This window comes from Mesorhizobium sp. M4A.F.Ca.ET.050.02.1.1, from assembly GCF_003997725.1.
Classification (GTDB): Bacteria; Pseudomonadota; Alphaproteobacteria; order Rhizobiales; family Rhizobiaceae; genus Mesorhizobium.
Genome location: NZ_RZSG01000701.1, coordinates 1 through 3160, shown reverse-complemented (window position 1 = coordinate 3160; position 3160 = coordinate 1). Strand labels below are relative to the sequence as shown.

The window sequence follows — 3160 nt, the reverse complement described above, 5'->3', positions numbered from 1 at the left end:
AGTAGTCATAGGGCAGCACGTTCACGTGGATGTCGGTCGTCTCCATGATCCTCAGATGCGCCTGATTGGCCGCGGCCCGGGCGGAGAAGGGATGCAGCATGATCAGCGCCCCGGTGGCGGCGGCGCCGGCCAGGAATTCGCGACGGGAGACGGGCAGTCGTGACATTGTTTTCTCCTCTTCGACAACGCGACACCCCTGCCAGCGAGCGCGGAGCTTGCCGGTGAAGGAGGTCTAAGTCCATGTCCATTGAAAGGCCTGTCGATCACGACAAGGTGACGTGTCGATGAAACGGATGCCGGCGCGACGTCAGCCCTTGTCGTCGTCGCCCTGGGTGATCAGCCGCGCGCTGCGCTGGCCGGTGAAATAGATCCATAGCCAGCTAAGCGAGACCGCGAGCCGGTTGCGGAAACCGATCAGGAAATAGATGTGCGCCACGCCCCAGAGCCACCAGGCAAGCCAACCGGTGAGCTTGATCCAGCCGAAGTCGATCGCGGCCGCGCGCTTGCCGATGGTCGCCAGGTCGCCGGCATGTTGATAGCGGAAGGGACGCGAAGTCGTATCGCCGGCGAGCCGCGCCTTGATCGTCGCGGCGACGTGACGCCCCTCCTGCTTGGCGGACGGTGCCACGCCCGGCACCGGTGTCCCGTCCGGGCGCAACACATGCGCGGTGTCGCCGATGACGAAGATTTCCGGGCTGCCCGGCACGGTGAGATCGGGCTCGACCAGCACCCTGCCCGCACGGTCGGCGTTCGCCCCCAGCCATTCCGCCGCCGGCGATGCGGCAACGCCGGCGGCCCATAGGATTGTCTTTGCCGGCAGGCGCTTATCGCCAAAGATAACGCTGTCCGCATCCAGCTCAGTGACCGCTCGTCCGAGCTCGACCGTGACGCCAAGCCGCTCCAGCGCCGTCTGGGCATAGGCGGAGAGCGCCGGCGCGAAGTTGGCGAGGATGCGATCGCCGGCCTCGATCAGCACCACGCGCGTCTGCCTGGTGTCGATGTTGCGGAATTCGTCGCGCAGCGTGTCATGCGCGAGTTCCGCGATGGTGCCGGCAAGTTCGACGCCGGTCGGCCCGCCACCGACGATGGCCAGCGTCAGCAGCGCCTGGCGCCTCGCCACATCGGTTTCGCGCTCCGCCTGCTCAAAGGCGAGCAGGATGCGACGGCGGATCGTGGTGGCATCCTCAAGCGTCTTCAGCCCGGGTGCGAACGGCTCCCATTCGTCATGGCCGAAATAGGCGTGGCGCGCACCGGTGGCGAGCACCAGCGTGTCGAAGGCAACCGAGCCGCCGTCCTCGAGCAGCACGCGCCTGCCGGCGCGGTCGACGCCGGTGACGTTGCCCAGAAGCGTCGTCACGTTCTTGCGCTTGCGCAGCAGATGACGGATCGGCCAGGCAACCTCGGAGGTCGCCAGCGAGGTGGTCGCCACCTGGTAGAGCAGCGGCTGGAACAAATGATGGTTGCGCTTGTCGATCATGGTGATGCGCACCGGCGCGCCGGCCAGCGCATGGGTCAATTCCAGGCCACCGAACCCGGCGCCGACGACCACGACATGATGGCTGGCTTCGTTCATTCACTTACCTCGCCAAGCAAAATCCACCCGACCCAATCTAGGTATTATTGTGCATTGCAACAATAGCGGGAAGACCGTCCAATTGCCCGGGACTCGCCGCCGGATGTCGTGAATGCACATGTCGACCGGTTGGCACGAGGTATAGCCTCATGGCTGGAACGACAGGAGCGCAGCATGGCTGACGATCGCGACGAGCAAGGCCCGGCCCAATACGCCTCCCCGCCCTGTTTCATGCATGAACTCGACCCGGAATTCAGGGTGCCGCTCACCGACTGGAGCGATGTCAGACGCTGGCGCAAGGCCGAGCGCGAGAGGCTGATCGCGGCGCGGCTTGCAGTCTCCGCCGATGCCCGCGCGGCGATGTCGACGCGCATCGCCGTAGGCCTCGACGCTCTGGTCGGCGATATTGGCGGCCGCATGGTCAGCCTCTACTGGCCTTTTCGCGGCGAGCCGGATCTGCGGCCCTGGATGGCGTCGATCAACGAACGCGGCGGGCGGACCGCACTGCCGGTCGTGATCGAGAAAGGGCAGCCGCTGGTGTTCCGCGCCTATAGGCCGGGCGACCGGCTGGAAAAGGGAGTCTGGAACATCCCGATTCCGGCGGAAGGCGATCCGGTGCTGCCAGACATCGTCATCTCGCCGATCGTCGGCATCGACCCAGGCAAGTATCGACTTGGTTACGGCGGCGGCTTCTTCGATCGCACGCTGGCGGCGATGCCGTTCAGGCCGCTGGTAATCGGCGTCGGCTACGAATTGCAACGCATCCCGACCATCTATCCGCAGCCGCACGACATTCCGATGAGCAAGGTGGTGACGGAGGCCGCTGGCGCTTAGCGGCAGCTAGGCCATCTCCGGCCGCAAGCCGACGGCCGTCCGGTCGACGATCTCGCGCAGCGCGAAGGACGAATTGATCTTCGTCACATGCGGCATGGCCGACAACCATTCCTTGTGAATGCGTTCGTAGTCGACCAGATCCTTCGCGGCGATGCGCAGGATGTAATCGTATTCGCCAGACATCAGATGGCAGGACAGCACGTTCGGGCAGCGCTTGATCGCCGCCTCGAAATCCGACAGCGTCTTCTCGAACTGCCCCGACAGCGATATATGCACGATCGCCGTCATCTGGTGGCCGAGCGCGGCGTTGGAGAGCCGCGCGTGATAGCCGCGGATGGTGCCCGACTTCTCCAGATTGTCGAGCCTGCGCGAGCAAGCCGATTGCGACAGGCCGACCTTCTCGGCAAGTGCCGCGTTGGGTATCCGGCCATCTTTCTGCAAAGCCTCCAGAATGGCGATATCAATCCTGTCGAGCGGCATTTTTCGTGTTTCCTGCGAAAATATTGATATTTTGCGCAACAATTATCGAAGCATGCCGGTTCAGGCAAGCGCATTCGCAAACACCTGCGAGCCGATTCATGGTTCACTCCACAAATACAGGGAACGCGCCCGCAAAGGGCCGGATCAGGAGACAGAAAATGCGCGTCGGTTGCCCCAAGGAAATCAAGAACCACGAATATCGCGTCGGCCTGACGCCGGGCTCGGTCCGCGAATATGTCGCGCATGGCCATGAAGTGCTGGTCGAGACCGGCG

The 3160-nt window shown here is 64.1% G+C and carries 4 protein-coding genes and 1 pseudogene; 2 read left to right on the top strand and 3 right to left on the bottom strand.

Annotated features, from left to right (window positions below):
• Together EOA33_RS29625 and EOA33_RS29620 are read right to left on the bottom strand one after the other, a co-directional pair.
• Positions 1 to 166, bottom strand: a 166-nt coding sequence (locus EOA33_RS29625) for a twin-arginine translocation signal domain-containing protein (RefSeq protein ID WP_127407252.1), incomplete at its 3' end; no start/stop codon positions are given.
• A gap of 141 nt (positions 167 to 307) precedes the next feature.
• On the bottom strand, positions 308 to 1573 hold the full coding sequence (locus EOA33_RS29620) for an NAD(P)/FAD-dependent oxidoreductase (RefSeq protein ID WP_127407251.1): 1266 nt from the start codon (positions 1571 to 1573) through the stop codon (positions 308 to 310).
• Between the two features lie 174 nt (positions 1574 to 1747).
• Here EOA33_RS29620 and EOA33_RS29615 point away from each other — a divergent pair, with 174 nt between their 5' ends.
• Positions 1748 to 2407, top strand: a complete 660-nt coding sequence (locus tag EOA33_RS29615) for a 5-formyltetrahydrofolate cyclo-ligase (protein ID WP_127407250.1) — start codon at positions 1748 to 1750, stop codon at positions 2405 to 2407.
• 6 nt (positions 2408 to 2413) lie between these two features.
• On the opposite strand, the gene EOA33_RS29610 is transcribed toward EOA33_RS29615, so the two are convergent.
• The gene (locus EOA33_RS29610) at positions 2414 to 2887 is read right to left on the bottom strand and encodes an Lrp/AsnC family transcriptional regulator (RefSeq protein ID WP_126054644.1); all 474 of its coding nucleotides are present in this window, start codon (positions 2885 to 2887) and stop codon (positions 2414 to 2416) included.
• Positions 2888 to 3045: 158 nt separating this feature from the next.
• On the opposite strand from EOA33_RS29610, the pseudogene EOA33_RS29605 reads away from it, so the two are divergent.
• Positions 3046 to 3160, top strand: a pseudogene (locus EOA33_RS29605) (alanine dehydrogenase); the annotation flags it as partial.